The 19,900-nt window shown below is 39.7% G+C and carries 12 protein-coding genes, 1 tRNA gene and 1 pseudogene; 7 read left to right on the top strand and 7 right to left on the bottom strand.

What is annotated here, in order from left to right:
* From OQX64_RS12505 to OQX64_RS12490, 4 genes are read right to left on the bottom strand one after another with little or no spacing between them, the layout of a single operon-like run.
* On the bottom strand, positions 1-2,943 hold the full coding sequence (locus OQX64_RS12505; RefSeq protein ID WP_265819009.1) for a M16 family metallopeptidase: 2,943 nt from the start codon (positions 2,941-2,943) through the stop codon (positions 1-3).
* A gap of 9 nt (positions 2,944-2,952) precedes the next feature.
* A complete protein-coding gene (locus OQX64_RS12500; RefSeq protein WP_265819008.1) occupies positions 2,953-4,098 on the bottom strand; it encodes a TlpA disulfide reductase family protein in 1,146 nt (381 codons plus the stop codon).
* 37 nt (positions 4,099-4,135) lie between these two features.
* The gene (locus tag OQX64_RS12495; protein WP_265819007.1) at positions 4,136-5,581 is read right to left on the bottom strand and encodes a RagB/SusD family nutrient uptake outer membrane protein; all 1,446 of its coding nucleotides are present in this window, start codon (positions 5,579-5,581) and stop codon (positions 4,136-4,138) included.
* Between the two features lie 5 nt (positions 5,582-5,586).
* Positions 5,587-5,802, bottom strand: a complete 216-nt coding sequence (locus OQX64_RS12490; protein WP_265819006.1) for a hypothetical protein — start codon at positions 5,800-5,802, stop codon at positions 5,587-5,589.
* A 77-nt stretch (positions 5,803-5,879) separates the two neighbouring features.
* Here OQX64_RS12490 and OQX64_RS12485 point away from each other — a divergent pair.
* Positions 5,880-6,684: pseudogene (locus OQX64_RS12485) on the top strand (recombinase family protein).
* A 102-nt stretch (positions 6,685-6,786) separates the two neighbouring features.
* On the opposite strand, the gene OQX64_RS12480 reads toward OQX64_RS12485, so the two are convergent.
* Positions 6,787-6,860: transfer RNA gene (locus tag OQX64_RS12480), tRNA-Met, on the bottom strand.
* A 136-nt stretch (positions 6,861-6,996) separates the two neighbouring features.
* On the opposite strand from OQX64_RS12480, the gene OQX64_RS12475 reads away from it, so the two are divergent.
* The 3 genes from OQX64_RS12475 (at position 6,997) to OQX64_RS12465 (ending at position 10,186) form a co-directional block, all read left to right on the top strand.
* On the top strand, positions 6,997-7,377 hold the full coding sequence (locus tag OQX64_RS12475; RefSeq protein ID WP_029284154.1) for an START-like domain-containing protein: 381 nt from the start codon (positions 6,997-6,999) through the stop codon (positions 7,375-7,377).
* Positions 7,378-7,406: 29 nt separating this feature from the next.
* On the top strand, positions 7,407-8,834 hold the full coding sequence (locus OQX64_RS12470; RefSeq protein ID WP_088300339.1) for an LptF/LptG family permease: 1,428 nt from the start codon (positions 7,407-7,409) through the stop codon (positions 8,832-8,834).
* A 140-nt stretch (positions 8,835-8,974) separates the two neighbouring features.
* Entirely contained in the window at positions 8,975-10,186 is a 1,212-nt protein-coding gene (locus OQX64_RS12465) for a bifunctional 3,4-dihydroxy-2-butanone-4-phosphate synthase/GTP cyclohydrolase II (protein WP_088300338.1), read from the top strand.
* Positions 10,187-10,500: 314 nt separating this feature from the next.
* On the opposite strand, the gene OQX64_RS12460 is transcribed toward OQX64_RS12465, so the two are convergent.
* Positions 10,501-14,931 carry a translocation/assembly module TamB domain-containing protein gene (locus OQX64_RS12460; protein ID WP_265819005.1) on the bottom strand — a complete coding sequence of 1,477 codons (4,431 nt, stop codon included), beginning with the start codon at positions 14,929-14,931 and terminating at the stop codon, positions 10,501-10,503.
* 75 nt (positions 14,932-15,006) lie between these two features.
* On the opposite strand from OQX64_RS12460, the gene tsaD reads away from it, so the two are divergent.
* The 3 genes from tsaD (at position 15,007) to OQX64_RS12445 (ending at position 18,711) form a co-directional block, all read left to right on the top strand.
* On the top strand, positions 15,007-16,008 hold the full coding sequence (gene tsaD / locus OQX64_RS12455) for a tRNA (adenosine(37)-N6)-threonylcarbamoyltransferase complex transferase subunit TsaD (RefSeq protein ID WP_265819004.1): 1,002 nt from the start codon (positions 15,007-15,009) through the stop codon (positions 16,006-16,008).
* A 72-nt stretch (positions 16,009-16,080) separates the two neighbouring features.
* Complete coding sequence (locus OQX64_RS12450) at positions 16,081-16,278, top strand: hypothetical protein (RefSeq protein WP_088300335.1); 198 nt, start codon at positions 16,081-16,083, stop codon at positions 16,276-16,278.
* 78 nt (positions 16,279-16,356) lie between these two features.
* Positions 16,357-18,711: a TonB-dependent receptor gene (locus OQX64_RS12445; RefSeq protein WP_265819003.1), complete on the top strand. Its 2,355-nt coding sequence runs from the start codon at positions 16,357-16,359 to the stop codon at positions 18,709-18,711.
* Between the two features lie 76 nt (positions 18,712-18,787).
* Here the strand turns inward: OQX64_RS12445 and recA are convergent, their stop codons facing one another.
* Entirely contained in the window at positions 18,788-19,801 is a 1,014-nt protein-coding gene (recA, locus tag OQX64_RS12440) for a recombinase RecA (RefSeq protein WP_088300333.1), read from the bottom strand.
* Between the last annotated feature and the right edge of the window lie 99 nt (positions 19,802-19,900).

The following is a 19,900-nucleotide window of genomic DNA, read 5'->3' as shown; positions in this document are numbered from 1 at the left end:
TTAATAGCCAAAAATCTGTTTGAGGCTTAGTTTCGTTACCGGACCAGCTTTTTGCAGTGCTTCCGTTTTTACATTTTTTTCCGAAGCAACGATACAGTAGTAATAAGGCTTGTTTGCAATTTTTTGCTCATGGAATGCCTTGATAGCTGAGAAGTTTAAAGCTTTTAGCCCCTCGTATTGGTCGATCCTCGAATCATGGTCGATACCCAATTGCTGATCCTTAAAATATGTCCTGATGATCTCCTCTTTATTAATCCGTTCAGTTGCTATTTCATTTAACGCATTGGCCTTAGCAAGTTCAAAAGCGTGATCTTCTTTCGGTAAATTGTTCAGCAAATCGTTCATGCTATTGATGGCATAACCCATTTTATCGGCCTGACAGGTGAGGTAGGCAAACATAGAATATTCTTTAGCCTTTTTCTTAGGCGAAGAATATAGGGCGCCGGTTGAATAGGCCAAAGCTTTAGAACCCCTGATGGTTTGAAACACTACTGAACTCATACCCTGACCGAAATAACTGTTAAATAAATTAATCTTTGCGGCTTGAGCGGGATCATAAGGCCCGCCATTATTGCGCACCCAACATACCTCTGCCTGTACCATATCGTATGGCGTAAAATAAACCTGGTTTTTAGCTGCTATGGTATACGTAAATTTTTTAACCGGTGGATCTGCTACGAACTGATCGGGCAAATGATGAAGCTTTCCAATATCATCTGTAAAATCGGCCAGCGGCTTTGGCCCGTAATACGTGATGGCATGCCTGTATTTACTAAAGTGATGCAACATCGAGAGCAGTTCTGCTGATGAAATATTTTGTATCTCCTCATTGCTCAATTTATCGTTAAATGGGTTGTTCGGTCCATACTGTGCATAGATGCTGATACCCCTTAAGATATCATCTTTGCTTAATTTGCTGTTTTCCCGTTCTTTGATGATCCCATTTTTAAGTTCGGCTAAGGCCTGCTCATTGGCTTTACAATTTGCGAAAATATATTCTACCAGATTTACGGCTTTATCAAAGTTTTCCTGTAAACCGCTAATGGAAATGGAAGCCGTTTCGTTTTCAACAGAGAAATTATAATCGCAGGCAATTTGATAAAGCTGTCGCTTAATCTCTTCTGAAGTATATTTGTCCGTACTTAAAAAATCCAGGTATTGCGCAGCATATGGCAATAGCTTCAGGTTCCAGCTGCCAATATCAAATTTATAAGACAAGCTAAACAGGCTATTCTCTGTATTTTGAACGGTCACCACATCAGCGATGCCCACCTTTGATAAATTTAAATCTTTTTTATAATCTAAAAACCTGGGCGCAATTGGTTTCAGGGGCATTGCATAAAGCTGCTTTGCAAATGTGGATATTGCTGAAGGATTGGTGTTGATTGGGGTAATGATGGGCTTTTCAACTTTAACCGTTTCTTTATCTTCACCCTGGCGTTTATAGGCGACTACATAATTGTCTTTGAAGAATTTGTTGGCAAATTCTACGATTTCCTTTTTGGTAATCCTGCCCATCGCCTCCGGCATGTTTAAGGTTTCATCCCAGTTTTCGCAACGGTTTAACACGAACTCCTTAACAATTGCATTTACACGCATGCCGTTATCGTCAAATTCATAAAGTGAATTCAGCTTGTTATTGGCAACAATTGCCTGGATCAGACTTTCATCGAAATTACCTTGTTTAAGTTGTGCAATCTGCTCCAGCAATAGCTTTTGGGCCTCTTCCAGGCTTTGACCTTGTTTAGGGCTTGCGTACAAACTGAACACGCCATAATCTTTCATCTGATAATAATTTGTACCCGAACTTTGCACCTTTTGCTGCTGGTTCAAATTTACGTCCGTAAGACCAGCTTTGTCGTTTGACATAATACTGGAAATGAGTTTAAGCAACATGCTTTCCCTTGTATTTTGAGCATAGCCCCTGTAAGATATCTTAACATTTTCCTTATTCGGACCATAAACAACGATCTGTTGAACTTTAGTCAATGGCTTTTCAGGCGCAGGATGGTATAACTGCAGTGGTTTTGCCTTCATATAGGAAAAAGCACGATCAACTTTCCTGATCATTTCGTCCGGATTAAAATCGCCGGCAAAGGCAAGGACCATGTTATTCGGGACATAATATTGATTATAATATGCCCTGATGTCGACGAGTGATGGGTTTTTCAAATGTGCTATGGTGCCGATTACGGTTTGCTGTCCATAATTATGGGTAGGAAACAATGCGGCTAAAACTTTTTCATCCATCTTAGCGTTGTCATCGTCTAAATGGCTGTTTTTTTCTTCATATACGGCCTCGAGCTCGGTATGAAAAAGACGGAATACCGGGCTTCGGAACCGTTCTGCCTGTAAAGCCAGGAACTGATCTACGGCATTAGACGGAAAGTCTTCGTTATAATCTGTTCCCTCATAGAGCGTATGGGCATTGGTGGTTTTGCCACCGATTGATTTCATCATCCGGTCGTATTCATTGGCAATTGCGTAATTGGAGGCCTCATTTGAGATCTTGTCAATTTTCGCATACATCGCCTTCCGTTTTACCGGGTCAACGGTTCGCCTGTACTGTTCAAATAACTTCTCTATTTCATCCAGAAGCGGTTTTTCTTTGGCATAATTAAGGGTACCGAATTTATCGGTACCCTTAAAAAGTAAATGTTCAAGATAATGTGCTAAACCAGTCGTATTTTTGGGGTCGGTATTGCTCCCCGCCCTCACGGCCAACCTGAATTCAATAACCGGATTCTGTGTATTTTGTGACAAGACCACAGTTAGTCCATTCTTTAGGGTGTAAAAGCGGGATTTCGTGGGGTCATCAGTTACATATTTGTAGGTATAACTACCGGAAGCAGCAGTTTTCCATTGATGGTTTGGTTGTGCCACTAAAGCTGTTTGCGTAAACAGCAGCGTAACGAAGACCACTAATTGACAATTCTTAAGCATCAGTTTTCTTTAATTAAAGATTTTATCCAGTTCCATTTGTAGTTCTTCACCTCTAAGATTTTTTGCTACAATCTTTCCATTCGGGTCTAAAAGAAGGTTTTGGGGAACTGAGGTTACCCCATACAACCTGGCTACCGAATTTTTCCAGCCTTTTAAATCACTCAATTGGATCCAGGGTAAGCCATCTGCTTCAATTGCTTTTAACCAGGGCTCTTTTTTATCATCCAGGGAAATGGAAATAATTTCAAAATTCTTGTCTTTAAATTTCTGGTAAGCCTTTAACACTGTTGGATTTTCTTCCCGGCAAGGTGCACACCAGCTGGCCCAAAAATCGACCAGAACATACTTCCCTCTTAAAGAAGATAGGGTTACGGGCTTTCCTTCAGTATTGTTCTGGGTAAAATCCAACGCCTGCTGCCCAATGCCGGTTTTTTCGGCCATGGCCAATTTAACCTGTAAATTCTTGCCAATGGCCGTGTTTTTCATTCTGGGGCTCAAACGTTTCAAATCACGCTTTAGCTTTTCCAGTTCAACCGCGCCGTCATTCCTTTCATTAATCAAATCAAGACTTACATAAGAGTCTGGATGCTGCTGGATAAACGCATTTTGTACCTTACCAATTTCGCTATACAAGCGCTGTAGTTGCGGCGCAAATTCATTTGGCGCATCTTTACTTGTGCTATCCTCCTTGCTGTTTCTGAAACTGCGCATCACCTGTTCATTCAAGACCATCTGCTTTGCTTCCAGCGATTTTAACTGAGATTTTAAAAGCAGGTAATCCGATTGTGCGGGTCCGCCTTTGATGGTGGCGTTACTGATTTGATTGCCTACAATGCTGATATTGGTGTTTTCTAAAAAGAATGTCTGATAATTTCTGGAATAGAAATCATCGTTATTTGCCGTTTCTTTGTTTTCTTCGGTCGGTTTTAAATTGAGGTATGCTTTTACAACAGCATTCACTTTGCCTTTAAATGAGAAAGAACCGTTTTTGACTACAGCAGAATCTTTCACTTCCTGTTTTTCAGTCCGATATTCCAGCATCACTTTCTGACCATCATACTTAGCTGGAATTTTTCCTTTAATGGAAAAGCCGGTTTGCGCGTTTACAGAAAAAGCGGCCAGGCCAATTACTGCAGTAACTAGTATTTTTAACATGTTTTTTGAATTATTTAGAAAAAATTATGGTTTACATTTATGGGTTGTTTTCCATACCCGGATTCTCATTAATTACCTTTTGAGGAAAACGGAGTGTAAAACGATTTGGCTTTAAGGTAAATGTCTTACTGACCGTACCTGTTGCCGAGTATAATGTGTGGGTATAGGCATTGGAACTAAAGAGTGGATCTACTGAAAGCCTTCTCATGTCGAACCATCGGTAACCCATGGCTGAAAATTCTCTGATGCGCTCATCAAGGATATATTTCAACAAGGGCAGCTGCTGATTGGCAATGGAAGTCGGTACCTCGTAGCTATCTGAGGGCAATCTTCTGATACGCAGGTATTCCAAATCCGTTTTCGCGCCAGATAAATCGTTGGTACGTGCCTTACATTCTGCACTTAGAAGGTATAAATCCGGAATAACCACCCCAAATTGAATGGTGCCAGGACTGGTTCTTCTGAGAAAGCCCTGAGGGTATTCTGGACCAAAGACGGCATTTGACGAATAAAAATTCAGCCTTAAATCTGACGGTTGATACAAATCAACTGTCTTTTTATCGAGTACAAGTGCATTTCCAAAAGGTCCATCGTTATAACACTGTTTTCCATATATATTTTCCTGAATTCCATCCAGGTTTGGATATGGAACGCCAAAATCGTCAATTGGTGTAAATTGTCCGCCTGGCGCAAAGGTTACATTATAATCATAAAGCCCTACCGGGATGGATGCATTGGCCAAACCTTGTATCGATGCATTTAAATGGGGTAGCGCATCTGAAAACTTGCCCATATACACATAGACCTTACCTAAAATTCCTTCTGCCGCAGGTCTCGACATCCGGATGCGGGAGCTTACTTTCTGAGGCAGGTTAGGAATAGCACTAACCAGGTCGTTTATAATAAAATCATACACTTCTTTTACGCTTGCCCTTGTAAATTTTGTTTGCGTGACATCGGGTGCGGTTACAATCGGGAAACCCGGATCACTGGCAGATGTCGTGGCATTATAGGGCTTACCGAAATAATTAATCAATAGAAAATAAGTCCATGCTCTGCCTGCCATGGCTTCAGCCTTGATAGACGATTTTTGTAGTTCGGTTCCATCTGTGGCATTGGGCAATTCGGTAATAATTTTGTTGTAGGTATAAATATTTTTCAATGGGGCAGAAAGTTCGCCGGCATCTTCATTCGGTTCATAAACTACATCGTCCCAGCGGAACAAGCGCTGAGTTCTTAAAGTCTTTCCGCTGTAATAAGGTTCAATTGCAGCCATTTCATCGCCCAAAGTGATCTGCGCATTTGAGGAGATTTGATTAATCAGGTCCAGGTTATTGAGCAGCAAATTATAGTCTGATACGGTTTGCGCAATCAGCTTGCCTTTCGGAGTCACTTCCAGAAAAGACTTTTTACAGGAGAAAAAAACGGTCGAAAGCAAGGCAAGCACAACCGCAGTTTTTATATTTTTAAATATCTGTTTCATGTTTATTAGAATTTTACGTTCAAACCAAATGATACGGAGCCCTGGTTAATCCGCAGATTCCTGAAGGCTAAACTGGCTTCCTGGAATTCCGGATCAATACCATCTTTATTTGCTTTCCATAACATCACGTTAGACACCTGGGCACGCAAAGTAACCTGATCGGCTTTCAGCTTTTTAATCCATAAGGAAGGCAGGCTGTAAGAAAGCGTAATGTCACGCATTTTAATGTAAGATGCACTCACCACGTTAATGTCTGCACGGCTATAATAAGTAACGTCTCTGCGACTTTGAGCATCAGATGAATTGGCATCATACGAAGGGACGTTGGTACGCTGTTCATCTCCCGGATTTATCCAGCGCCTATTACAGGATTTCTACAATACGCCAGGGAAGAAGTAGTTTGGGATTAGAAGCTCAACAAAGTTCAGTTGATTACTATCGCAAGCAAAATGAATACGAAATTTTGGATGAAGTTAGTGAGGTCAAATCGCCGAGAAAACAACGATCAGGATTATTTCATGCACTTAACTTTGCAAACAAAGAAAGCAGTACTCATTGTGGCACGACTTGATCGTTTGGGGAGATATGTAGAACAAATCGCAGGGATTGTAAAACCTAAGGTCGAGATCATTGTCGTAGATAATCCGAATGTCAATCGGTTCACAATTTATATACTGGCTGCAGTAGCAGAAGAACAGAGACGTAGAATAAGTGAAACGACAAATGAGGTTTTGTGTGAAGCAAAGAAAAGAGGGATTGAATTAGGTGAAAATGGAAAAGTGCAATCTATTGTTAACAAGCAAGTGGCAGATGATTTTGCAAATAAGCTTGCCCCATTGATTATACGCCTAAAGAACAAAGGTATTATTACTGTACGAGCCGTTTCCAAGGAACCAAACAGAAATGCATACCAACATTCTGTGCGGGTGGAAAATGAAGAGCCTAAAATATGGGACGAGTCATTTATTTTGAATGGAGAAAGAGATATAGTTAAATTTCTTTTAAATCAGTCTAGTTCACAAGTTTCAAAACTACAATGTTCGATGATAATATTTAAGGCGAATAAAATTTCCCTTAAATTATCTGTTATTTGTAGGATTTGATTTTTTGGGATAGTGGCTGATATATATTTAACCGCCCTGTGCTGTTGTACCTTCAATAAAAAAGCCTTTAGCTGTAAAAAGCTAAAGGCTTGGTAATCAATGTAGCGGGGAGCAGGATCGAACTGCCGACCTCAGGGTTATGAATCCTGCGCTCTAACCATCTGAGCTACCCCGCCGGGTATAAATATTTGTGTATAATATCAAATATTTAGCTGGTTATTTTTTGGAGTTGCAAATATAGAATAATTTACCTTTCTTTAGAAAAATAAAATAAAAAAAATACACCCAGATTTATTCTGGTAATGAATGAACATGGCAGAAAAGAAAAAATTTACGCTTGAGTACGAGGTTAAATCGTCACCACGAATTTTGTATAGCTTTATCAGTGAGCCAAATGGCTTATCACAATGGTTTGCCGACGATGTAAATTTTCGCGATCAGGTTTATACCTTTACCTGGGATGATGAGCAACTAAAAGCTAAACTGGTTTCGATCAAAGAAAACAAACTGGTTAAGTTTAAGTGGTTGGATGACGAACCACAATGCTATTTTGAAATGGAAATTGTGCAGGACGAACTCACCAATGATGTAGCACTGGCCATTACCGATTTTACCACGGATGACTTACTGGCAGAGAAAAAATTGATCTGGGATAATCAAATTGATTATTTGATTAGCGTTTTAGGTGCCTAGTTTAATACCGTATTGCTTACCTTTGTAGGGTGAAAAAAATACACCTTCTTCTTATTAAAGCATTCATCAAGCCATTCCTTGCCACTTTTTTTGTGGTAATGTTTATCCTTTTGATGTTTTTCCTGTTTAAGTGGATTGATGATTTAATCGGCAAAGGCTTTGAGTGGTATACCATTTTAGAGCTGATGTATTATGCCTCGGCCGCTAACGTAGCCATGGCATTACCACTGTCTGTCTTGCTTTCTTCCATCATGACATTTGGTACGCTGGGTGAAAATTATGAACTGGTAGCCATCAAATCTGCCGGTATTTCATTGCAGAAAGCCATGAGACCTTTGTTCGTGGTGATCATCATGCTCACCATCAGTTCCTTTCTTTTTTCCAATTACATGCTACCTAAGGCGAACCTGAAATTCAGTTCATTGCTTTACGACATCCGCAATAAAAAACTATCTTTTCTGATCAAACCCGGCGTATTCAACAATAGTATTCCGAATTTCTCCATCCGGGTAGATGCCAAAGATGAAAACGGAAAATTAAGCGGCATCCTCATATACGACCACAGGGGCAACAATGGGATTCCGAAAGTGATCATGGCCAAAGAAGGTGAAATGAATAAAACTTCTGATGGTAAATACCTGCTGCTTAAATTAAAAGACGGCGTACAATATGAGGAGCAGGCCAGTACCAGTGGGGCGTACAATCCACGGCAGATTTTAAACCGCACCCGCTTTAAAGAAACAGAGCCGAGGTTTAGCCTCGAATCATTTGATATGAACAGAACAGACCCTAATGCTTTCGGAAACAGTACACCGATGCTGAATTTAAGGGGGATAGCTAAAAAAGGCGATTCATTAACCAGGGTACTGGATACCTTGGGGCGATACTCCGTAAGAATGGCCTCTGGTAACCTGAAACAATATACCACCACCAAAGGATACTCCAGTTTAAAGGTTACGCCGAAAAAAATCAGCGATAACATTATTAAAGATATTCCGAACGGGTCAAAACAGGCAAGCCTTGACAATGCCGTGAACATCGTGGCCGGAATGATGCAGAATTTATCCAACACGGCACCGCGACATGCCGATTTAGTAGGCGAATTTATCTTTACCCGGATAGAATACCAGCGAAAATTTACCCTGGCAGCTTCCTGTATCCTATTGTTTTTTATTGGTGCGCCTCTGGGTGCCATTATCCGCAAAGGCGGTATGGGCCTGCCAGTGGTGATTGCCATCTCGTTTTTCCTGGTGTACCACATCATCACTACAGTCGCTGAAAAATCAGCCCGTGAAGGTTCAACCAATCCAATCGTAGCCATGTGGATTGCCGTGATTGTATTGTCTCCGCTGGCGGCATTTTTAACTTATAAAGCTACGGTTGATTCGGCCTTGTTTGATGTCAATTATTATAAGCAGTTCTTCATTAAACTATTCCGGATTAAGCAAAAACAATAGCCGTTTTCCTTTACTTATAAATGATATTTTAAAGATTTTTTTGTCTGTTAAGGTTGTACCTTTGTATCGGCAAATTAGTTGTATGTTATTTAGCACCTTGTAAATAACCTGATCAGTCTAGATAAATATGCCTTGAACAAATGCAAACAAAATTAAACACCATAGAGGAAGCCATTGCTGATATTAAAGCAGGTAAAGTAATTATTGTTGTTGATGACGAAAACAGGGAGAATGAGGGCGATTTTCTTACCGCCGCAGAAAATGCAACGCCCGAAGTCATTAACTTTATGGCCACCTATGGGCGGGGTTTGATTTGCGCACCACTTACTGAAGAGCGTTGTAAGGAATTAAACCTGGATTTAATGGTGGGGAAAAACACAGCAGCCTACGAAACCAATTTTACGGTTTCAGTTGATTTAGTAGGCCATGGTTGTACCACGGGAATTTCGGCAAGCGACAGGTCAAAAACCATGCTGGCGCTGGTCAATCCTCAAACCAAACCGGAAGAACTGGGAAGACCAGGGCATATTTTTCCTTTAATTGCGAAGGATGGCGGCGTGATTCGTCGTGCTGGTCATACTGAGGCCGGGGTAGATTTGGCCCGTTTGGCGGGGATGAAACCTGCTGGTCTTTTGGTGGAAATCTTGAAAGAGGATGGCGAAATGGCCAGGCTCCCGGATCTGTTTAAAATTGCAGAACAACACCAGTTAAAGATCATTTCTATTGAAGACCTGATTGCTTACCGCTTAAACATAGACAGTTTAATTAAAAGGGAAGTAACCATTGATTTGCCAACAGAATGGGGCGATTTTAAAATGACAGCTTACACACAGCTGGATAACAATGCCACACACCTGGCCATTTCGAAAGGGGAATGGAAAGAGGATGAACCTGTACTGACCAGGGTACACAGCTCATGTGTTACCGGTGATATTTTTGGCTCCTGCCGCTGCGATTGCGGTCCGCAGTTGCATAAATCATTAGAAATGATTCAGAAAGAAGGCAAAGGCATTGTGGTGTACATGAATCAGGAGGGCAGGGGCATCGGACTGATTAATAAATTGCGCTCATATAATCTTCAGGATGCGGGTTTTGATACCGTTGAAGCCAATATTAAACTGGGTTTTAAAGGAGATGAACGCGATTATGGCGTGGGTGCACAAATACTCAGGTCAGAAGGCATTACCAAGATGCGTTTAATGAGCAATAATCCAACTAAAAGAGCCGGTTTGATTGGCTATGGCTTAGAGGTTATCGAAAATATTCCCATTGAAATTGAAAGCAACGTACATAATGAGCGTTATCTGAGAACCAAACGCGATAAAATGGGGCATTCCATTATGAAAGGATAGATGCTGTTTATAGTTCAATCCGCAATCAGGCGTTCAGAATAATTAAGACCAGTGGTTTAACCACTGGTTTTTTTATTTACTGTATTTTATGATTAGAGGAGTGTCGATCAAATAGGGATTGCTTTTTTCCCAGAGCCTTTCCCTTCTGGGGTGCATGCCGATTTTATATCGGTAACCGTGCCGATAGGTGGATAGGGGCTGTATAAATGGTAGTAATCTCATTTGTAAAGAAGCCATCTCTTCATGACGGATTTGTTGGTAAGGCGCTCTTCCTTAAAAAGAGCGGGCTCCAGCTATCAACAGATAACTAAAATTTACTTCCGCTGATTTCCCTTGCTTTGATTGATAATCGCCTCTTTACTGATTGATTTATTAACTTTAACCGGCGCCTCACTTTGTCTGCGTTTCAGGTTCCTGCGGTAAGAACCCGAAATTTTTTGAATAAACTCCTTAAAAGTATCAAACTGCTGGGTGTATACCAATCCAAATGAAGTTACGTTTGCAGTCGGACTGATTCCGCTATTCAGGAAGATACTCTGTTGCGTAGGCGGCTTGTTGGCAGCCTTTACTGTCAGGCTACCATCTTTCCGGATTAAAAAGAGGGCTTCAACCTCCCGGCCAACATTATCATTGTTGAAATTAATGACATTAAAATCGTTCACACTGTTTCTGTCAACAATACCGGCATTAATGATCAACCTGTTGTTAAAGAATTTAAATGAAGCATTGGCTTCGTTCAATGAACGTACGTTCAGATCCACAAAGTTCAGGTTTAGTGAAGAGAGTACATTGTTAAACTGGTTGAATACAAGCTCCGTAGCCGTACTTGTTGCGGTAGAACTCAATTGATTCCCGATTGATTCCCCGCCGTTTCCTGAAGCAAAACTCCTTCTGATGATCAAACTAAAAGCTTGTAAGTTTAGGTTATTCTGGTCGCTTAAATAAGTTTGCAGTTGCTCTTTGATAGAAGGTTGTGAGGGAAAGTTGATGTCCAGTTTAATTTCCGGCTGGAGCAGTAATCCTGTTAATCCCATTTCAACTTCGGTATCTACCCGCTGGTTGGCATTACTGCTGGCATCCCTGTTGGCGGCCTTAAACAGTTCATTTAAATTTGCACGTAAGGCATAAACGGCTTTCAGGTTGATCTGAGCAGCCGTAGGGTTACCTGTCCACCTGATGGTTCCACCCTGCCTGATCTCGAATTTTTTATTGATCACCTCTTGTGCCGTGAAATCGAAGCTACCGGTTTCGATGATATAATCGCCAGACATTTCAAAATCGCCCAGGCTGTTGATATTCAGGTTCAGCTCGGCGTTTCCCTTTCCACTCAGATTACCCAGCGTAGTGAAAATATTAGCGGTGGTGTTGGGATCGATGGTGAGTTTGAAAGTTAGTGTAAGGCCATCAAAACTGGTGGTTTTTTTCACCACCTTACTCGAATCCCGGCTGATAAAGTTGATGAAGTCTTTATCTGAAACGGTTTCAGAACTGTTTAAAGGAAGATTGAACACTGTTCCTTTTTCGGTTTTGGCCTTAATATCAATCTTCATCCTGCTGGTTGGCCCGCTAAACTTAAATTCGCCTGTACCATAAGCCTTTCCGAAATAAACAGCATTATCTTTAGCCGTCGTATTTAAGGAAATGAAGTTATTTGCCTTAACCAGGATATTTAGCGTAGGATCATCAAGTTTATTCAAATCAATGGATCCATCTGCAACTGCTTCATTATTTTCTAAATCGCGGATTTTGAATTTATCCAGATTAATGATACTGTTTTCAATATTTACCTTATCCGTAATTACATAGGTTGTTTTGAGGTAATTTACCATTAACTGCCCCTCATCTAATGACAGGTCTCCATTAATGGCAGGTTTATCTAAACTTCCTTTTACGCTTAAATCAGCCGATATATTTCCTTTCAGGTTGGAGACCAGTTGTTTTACAAATGGCTCTAAAATGGTTAGTTTACTTTCATTCATTTTAACATTCATGTCGATGAATTTCTCATTTAAATCCAGGTTACCTGTGAGTTTAAAAGTTTCCGTATCATCGGCTGTTATTCTGGTGAAAATATTCACTTTACTGTTTTCGCCATTAAATGAAGAGGTATCCTGAAGTGTTCCGATGTAGATGTCATTAAAATTAAGCGAGTCTACCTTCAGGTTATCAGTTGCTCTTGGTGATTTTAATATGCCGTACAGTTTGGTATCGCCATTTACATTTCCACTTAGTTTTACCCCAAAGCCTTTTGTAAATGGATTAAGCGTTTTCAGACTGAAATCTTTAAAACCCACCTGAAGCAAATCTTTTGGATCAGCAGATAATAAGCCATCAACGGTAAGCTGCTGGTTCCCGTTGGTTAAATCAAAATTACTGATGAGTGTTTTACCATTATTCAGGATAATTCTTACCTTTTCCTGTATTCTCCATTCTTCACTGTTAATTTTTAAAATGGAAGGTAAAAGGCTTAGCCGGGCTGTGGTATCCTGATTTTTGGTAAATTCCACCAATCCGTTTAAATCCAGTTGGTTGGCTTCATCAGCGTTAGACATTTTAATGTTAAAAGCGAGACTGTCATTTCGGAGAATATTGGAAATGTTCACATCCTTAATGAACAAGCTGTCGTTTAGCTGTACCCGATCTGAAGTAACAATTAGCTGAAGCTGCTCTTTTGTGGTGTTTTCATCCAGTATAATATTGTTTACTACAATGCCATTGTACTTCATTTTCTTGACAAAGCCAGACAGTGTTGCCGTATTGTTCCTGGAATCAAAATCGCCGATTATGGTGGCGCCTTCTTCCATTTCAAGACCCGGAGAGATAAATTGTGCCAGTGGTTCAAACTTTTTAACCACCAGATTAAACTTGAAGATCTGATTATTGTATTTGATGATATCCGCCTTAAGCGATGGGATGTAAGTTTTGGCTATGGCCTTATAATAGGAAACAATAGAATTGAGATCATATTGTCCGCTGATGCTGGCATCTAAAATATCTGATTTGATGTTCAGGTTCCTGTTAATGCCCGTTCCTTCTGCCATTAACTGTACCGAGTCAATATGGTAAATGCCTTTGGGGTTCTGAAGCCTGATTGCTTCAACCAGTAAACTGCCTTCAATATTATTCAGGTTGGTTCCTGAAAAATTGGTGCTGAATTTGGCATCAACCGTTAAAGAGTCTTTCATTAATTTTAAAGTCTTTAACCTGGCTTTTGAAATGGTTGCATTAAAGTTAAATACAGGGAGTTTTGGATTCAGGTTTACACCGCCATCAAAAACAAGCTTAACATTCCGGTCATTAATGCTGAGTTTTCCGTCGAAATATTTTTTATCAAATGTACCATCAATTTTAACGTTGCGGTATCTATATTTATTGAAATCGATATAATCAACATCCCCGTTAATTTTCTCGGTCAGGTTTTTAAGTTCAGTGCCGCGGCCTTTCACGTATAATGAAGAAGTGATTTTGCCTAAAGATTTTTCATCGATCAGGTTTCCCAGGTTAAAATCATAGGTTTTTACGTTGCCGGTATAAGAAGGGATATCATTTTTATCAATCTTCATATTTACATCCGAAACGATTCTGCCTAATTTAGTCTTAAACTCACCGTATGCGATAAAATCATTTTGAAAACCAGTAAAGCTGCCATTAAAATTGATATTCCCAAACTTATTTACAATGACAGGGATTATTTTCTTTTTGCTGTTGGTAATACCCGCCAGAACTTGGTCCAGATCTGTTTTATTGGTTCCGGCCATTTCAATTTTAAGGTCCATAAAAGTTTCCCGCCATTTAGGAAGTCCGCGAAGTACGAAATCTCCTTTAATATAAGTGGCCTTACCCGCTTTGATGGATAATTTTTTAGCCCTGAGGTTATTCACCAGGCCTGTAATTTGCCCATCGATATCCAGGTCCAGTTTCATATCATTTAATTCCGGGGCAAAAAATGCCACATCTCTGGATGACATGTGGCTGTCTTTAAAAACGGCCTTCATCCTGATGTTATCGATGTAATGGTTAAAATCCTTAAAAGATTTAAACTTCATTTGGTAATAATTCGTCAGCCGGCTATGATCAGTCACCAATAAAAGGTTTCTTAGCTCTATGGCATTGCTGTCAACGGTTGTTTGGGCAGTCAGATTTTTAAGGTAAAAGCCACTCTTTTCTTTTAGAGTCAGGTTTTTAATCTGTGTTTTAAATAAGTGGTTTTTAGTATCTAAGCCTTCAAAAATGCCACTTAAAGCTTTCACATCAACATTATCAAAGTTTACACTTGTGCCTTGTTTAAGATCTTTTGCCGCAAAATTAGTATAGCGGAAGGCAAATTCGTTTAAAATGAGCCGGCCCAGCTTGACATCAAAAGGCTTTGTTTTCTTTTTCTTTACAGTAGGTTTACCGGAATCGAAGTAGTCTATGATGAAATCGAGGTTAGATGACTTATCTTTGAATTCCTTTAGGAAAAATTGTCCGTTATTGATTTGAACGGTACTGATATCAATTATTTTTTTCTCCAGTGAGAGGTAATTGATATCTACCATAAACTGTGGCGTGCGCAGTAAAGTATCTTTTTGTAAGTCAAGAACCAGCAGATCTTCCAGTACGACTGATTTGAAAGGCTTGATGTAAAGGCTTTTAATGGATATAGTGGTGTTCAGCTCTTTAGATAAATATGCCGCGGCTTTTTGAGCAACATAAGTCTGAACTGGTTTAAATTGTAGTGAGAAAATAATAAGCGCAAGCAGCAAAATTATTGATGCAATTACCCAAAGGAGTATTTTAAATAGTTTTTTAATAATTTTGCAGCTTAAAATTTAAATAATTTGTCTGTTATACTTGCTATCGAGTCCTCTTGCGATGATACTTCAGTCGCCATATGTAACAACGGCAAAATTACGGCCAATGTTATTGCGAACCAAACAATTCATGAAAATTATGGTGGTGTAATCCCTGAATTGGCATCCAGGGTACATCAGCAGAATATAGTCCCAACTGTTGAGCAGGCATTAAAGAACGCGAAGGTTACAAAACAGGACATTAATGCCGTGGCTTTTACCCGGGGCCCAGGTTTACTTGGCTCTCTTTTAGTGGGTGTTTCCTTCGCAAAATCTTTTGCACTCGCCTTAAATATACCTTTAATTTCTGTCAATCACATGCATGCGCACATATTGGCGCATTTTATTGATGATCCTAAACCCAACTTTCCTTTTTTATGCCTGACCGTTTCAGGCGGGCATACCCAGATTGTTTTGGTGAAAGATTATTTTGATATGGAAATTGTTGGTGAAACCCTTGATGATGCCGCGGGGGAAGCCTTTGATAAAACGGCTAAAATATTGCAGCTGCCTTATCCCGGTGGTCCATTAATTGACAAATATGCTCAAATGGGTAATCCTAAGGCATTTAAATTTGCCGAACCACAGATTGCTGAACTTAATTTTAGCTTCAGCGGATTTAAAACCTCTATCCTTTATTTCATCAGGAAGCAGGAAAAAGAGAATCCAAACTTTATTGCCGAAAATTTAAATGATATTTGCGCATCTGTACAGCATAGTATCGTTCAAATTTTATTAAACAAGCTTAAAAAGGCGGCTAAGCAATATCATATTAAGGAAATAGCCATTGCAGGTGGCGTATCGGCCAACTCGGGCTTAAGAAAGGGATTGCAGGAAGCTGCTGATGAACTGGGCTGGAAAATTTATATTCCTGCTTTTCAGTATTGTACAGATAATGCCGGAATGATTGCCATTGCCGGTTATCAAAAGTTTTTGGCGAAAGATTTTGCCGGACAGGAAGTATCACCAATGGCACGGATGGAGTTTTAGGTTAAAGTTGGTTAGGTGTTGAGTTGGCTGAAGAAAGAGTAATTACAAAAAAGAAATAGTAAAATCGTATATATGACTGGAGCATCATTGGTATTTTGGATTGTCTGTGCAATACCACTTGTCGGAATTTTATATTACCTGATCCGGAAGGATAAAAATAAACTGAAAGGAAGCTGGGGAGTAATTATTTTAGGTGCTTTGGTTATCGCAGCACTTTTGGTGATTGTCTATGTCACGAAAGATTTCAATGCTGTATTCAGTCAGAATTAGATTACTGACTTAATTTTTATTTAGATCTAATCTAGATAGGTATGATTCACTATATTTGGCGAAAAAATTCAAATATAGATGAAAAAAAGCCTACTCATCATTGTACTCATCTCGCTGAATATTCTTCGTTTACATGCACAAAATGTAAAGGTTGAGGGATATGTTAAAGATAATAAAAGCGAAATCCCTTATGTAACCATTTCTTTTTCAGGGCAAAAAGTTCAGGCTGATAGCAAGGGCTATTATGCTGTGTATATTAAAAGTGGTATTCCATTTATACTGAGTGCACAGGCTGTAGGTTACAAAGCATTTACCAAAAATGTTTTATCCCTTAGCGGTGATACCATTATTAATATTGGTTTAGATCCAGTTCCTAACAAACTGGATGACGTTGTGATATCTACTTCCAGAAAGCCAGAGGATGTCAAAAACATTACCACTTCAGTCAGTATCGTAAATAAGGAAAAACTCTCGAGGGAGATGGCCATCAACCCGGATTTAAGTACCATATTGGCCAATCAGGTACCTGGTTTTGCACCAACCGCACAAACAGGTAATAATGTGGGGCAGAATCTGCGTGGCCGCCCCATGCTGGTGATGATTGATGGTGTTTCACAATCTTCGCCGCTCAGGAATGCGGAAGTAGATTTAAGGTCTATTGATCCGTCAGTGCTCGAACGAATTGAGGTAGTAAAAGGGGCAACGGCAATTTATGGCAATGGTGCTGCCGGAGGTTTGGTCAATTACATCACTATGGTTCCGGATACGGCTGCAAAATTTGCAGGTAAAACTCAGGTCAACCTCAACGGATCAATTGTGAAAGTTAAAAATTCAGCAGGTGGCAGGATCAACCAAATGTTTTACGGAAAACTGGGCAAGTTCGATTATGTGATAAGTGGGATGTATGAACAAACCGGTGAATATAAAGATGCTAAAGGCGATGTGGTAGGGCCAAATTACAGTTTAGGTGAAACAGATAGCTACAATGCTTTTACAAAAATCGGCTATGTGCCGGCAATGAACCAGCGTATCCAGTTTACCTATAACACTTACAGCAGTTTGCAAAACAGCAATTTTACCCTTGTTAATGGTAATCTGGCAACCGGGCAGAAAGCAACGGGTGTGCTGGGTAAACCCTTGGGTATTCCGACTGGTGTAGATTATAACCACAACCTGCACTTATCATATAAAATTGACAGCATTTTTCTTCAGTCCAGTTTAAATGCAGATGTATATTATGAAACAAGAAAAGATGTGTTCTACGTTTCTTTAGGTCGTTTTGATGGGGGAGATGGACAGTCGCTGGCAAGAAATGATAAAAAAGGTGCGCGTTTATTTTTGGAAACACCATTGCTCAACTTTAACTTTTTAAAAGCCAGTATTGCCTATGGTGCTGATTTTATGAAAGATAAGACAGCACAGCCATTGGTAGATGGCAGGATATGGGTGCCGACAATGGACATGACCAATGTAGCGCCTTTTGCACAAGTAGATTTTAATATCCTGCATAATCTTGTATTTAAAACCGGCCTGCGTTATGAAAATGTTGCTATAGCTGTTGATGATTACCGTACTTTAAGAACTACTGGTGCCAACAATACCACCATTACGCCATCTTTTGATGTAAAAGGAGGGAATCTAAAGTACAGTACATATCTCTTTAATGCAGGGTTAAGGTATAATAAGTTCAATATCTTCAGCCCTTTTGTTGGGTTTTCACAAGGGTTTTCGGTAATGGATATTGGTCTTGCCCTGCGTGATGCAAAAGTGAACAGCATAGATAAAATCAATACTGATGCCGTAAAGGTTAACAATTATGAAGCAGGTTTTGAAAGTAGAATAGGAGGCTTGATCCTCTCAGCTTCTGCTTACATCAGTACTTCCAAATTGGGCATCGAAGTGGTTTATGATCCGGTGACTGGTTTGTTTAATACAGCAAGAAGTCCGGAAAAAATATACGGTTTTGAACTCGCTGCAAATTACCGTTTGTTTGAGAGCCTTGGTTTATCAGCAAGTTATAGTTATACAGAAGGCAAACGCGATATCGACAAAAACGGTCAATATAACGATGCTGCAGACCTTTACCTTAATGGCCGCCGTATTGCTGCACCAAAAGTTACCGCTTCCCTAACCTATAGCCCGTTAAAGGTATTGGATTTAACCATGAATTTTACCGGAATCGGTTCCCGTAACAGATTTGAGAAAAACAGCAATGGTGTATACAATGGAAACGAAGGTGAGGTAAGGGCATATAACTTATTTAGCTTTGCAGGAATTTATCAGGTTAAAAAGAATACAAAACTTTCACTGGGTGTGGATAATATTTTTAACCAGGATTATTTTCCTGCCAGGGCACAGTGGTTTATGCAGCCAGGTTTCTATTCGAAGGGTAGAGGTACTTCTGTCAATTTTGGTATTTCAGTAAGCTATTAAATGCCAGGTTAATGAAAGCAAAAAAGCGTCCCGGGTTTTACATCGGGACGCTTTTTTATGTATGAAAGTACTTTAATTATTTCTCTTGCAAGTGTTCACCTGTTACTTCAGCTTTAATTTTTACTTCCAGTTCTTCAGCCAGTTCAGGATTATCGCTTAATAATTGTTTTACGGCATCTCTACCCTGACCCAATTTGGTATCTCCGTAAGAATACCATGAGCCTGCCTTTTTGATAATGCCGAAATCAACACCTAAATCTACAATCTCACCATTTTTAGAAATTCCTTCCCCAAACATTACATCGAATTCTGCAATCCGGAACGGTGGAGCCACTTTATTTTTTACAATCTTAACCTTAACACGGTTACCGGAAACCTCATCAGAATCTTTAATTTGTGAAATTCTACGGATATCCAAACGTACCGAAGCATAGAATTTTAATGCGTTACCACCCGTTGTCGTTTCCGGATTACCGAACATCACCCCAATTTTATCCCGTAACTGGTTGATGAAAATACAGCAGCATCCGGTTTTTGAAATGGTTCCGGTTAATTTACGAAGTGCCTGACTCATTAAACGGGCATGTAAACCCATTTTACTGTCGCCCATTTCGCCTTCAATCTCACTTTTAGGAACCAATGCTGCAACGGAGTCAATCACAATAACATCAATGGCACCGGAGCGGATTAAGTTATCAGCAATTTCCAATGCCTGTTCACCGTTATCCGGTTGAGAAATTAACAGGTTATCAGTATCAACACCCAATTTTTTGGCATAAAACTGATCAAAGGCATGTTCCGCATCAATAAATGCAGCGATACCACCTTTTTTTTGTGCTTCTGCAATAATGTGTGTAGCCAGAGTTGTCTTACCCGAAGATTCCGGTCCATAAATTTCAATAACCCTTCCTTTTGGAATACCACCAATGCCCAGAGCAATATCTAAACTAATGGAACCTGTAGAAATAAAATCAATAGGTTCAATAGCGGTATCGCCAAGTTTCATGATGGTTCCTTTACCGTAAGATTTTTCTAATTTATCTAGGGTTAACTGTAATGCTTTTAATTTATCTGGATTTGCGCTTGCCATTTTTTTAAGATTTGATTCCGTAAATATAATTGAATTGTCGGCTAAATATACTGATGTTAATAATTTGTAATACTAAAATATTTAGCTAAGTTAATTGTT

Source organism: Pedobacter sp. GR22-10 (genome assembly GCF_026239715.1).
In the GTDB taxonomy this organism is placed as follows: Bacteria; Bacteroidota; Bacteroidia; order Sphingobacteriales; family Sphingobacteriaceae; genus Pedobacter.
Note: the sequence above shows the minus strand (reverse complement) of the source record. Positions and strands in the feature narration are given on the sequence as shown.